Here is a 660-nt window from a genome sequence, read left to right as displayed (position 1 = left end):
GGAGGAGGCATGGCCTATAAGTGGGATGAGTTTACTAATATGGTAGCTCCTTATGCTCTATTCCCTCTACCGTACCGTCATTCAGGTTGATGTGATTAACATCAACCTGGTGCTTGTCCAGAGACTTCTCTTCCACAGCAAACCCGTGGTTCTGAGAGGTGATCTCTACTCTTGCGGTGCGGGTATTGAGGACCGGATGGTTAGCTCCCCGGTGTCCAAATTTTAACTTGAAGGTATTGGCTCCGAGGGCCAGAGCCAGAATCTGATGCCCCAGACAGATGCCCATGATGGGAAGCTTGCCTATGAGCTTATTGGCAGTCTCTATGGCATAAGTGACTGCCTGAGGGTCCCCGGGGCCATTGGAAAGAAGTACCCCATGAGGCTGGAAGGAAAGAACTTCTTTGGCCGTGGCCCGGGCCGGAAGAACAATCACTTCACAACCCAGGGAAGCCAGAGACCTCAAAATGTTATATTTTACACCAAAGTCCAGCACCACGACCCTGGGGGCAGTCCCACCTCCTCCGCCCGTGCCGGGAAGAGCTTCTCTAAACCAGAGTTTATTCTGCCCTGGGCCAGGCTGGAAAACATAGGGCTTATCGCCACTAACCTCCTGGACCAGATCCCGGCCGATCAGACCGGGCGACCTTCTGGCTTTCTCAG

At 53.5% G+C, this 660-nt stretch carries 1 protein-coding gene; it reads right to left on the bottom strand.

Annotated elements, in window-relative coordinates; translation table 11 throughout:
* Positions 1-34: 34 nt before the first annotated feature.
* Positions 35-660: glutamine amidotransferase-related protein (locus tag HW443_RS12530; protein ID WP_407079832.1), on the bottom strand; the 626-nt coding region annotated here is incomplete at its 5' end.

The sequence above is a fragment of the Candidatus Hakubella thermalkaliphila genome (assembly GCF_013281975.1).
Taxonomy (GTDB): domain Bacteria; phylum Actinomycetota; class Humimicrobiia; order Hakubellales; family Hakubellaceae; genus Hakubella; species Hakubella thermalkaliphila.
Note: the sequence above shows the minus strand (reverse complement) of the source record. Positions and strands in the feature narration are given on the sequence as shown.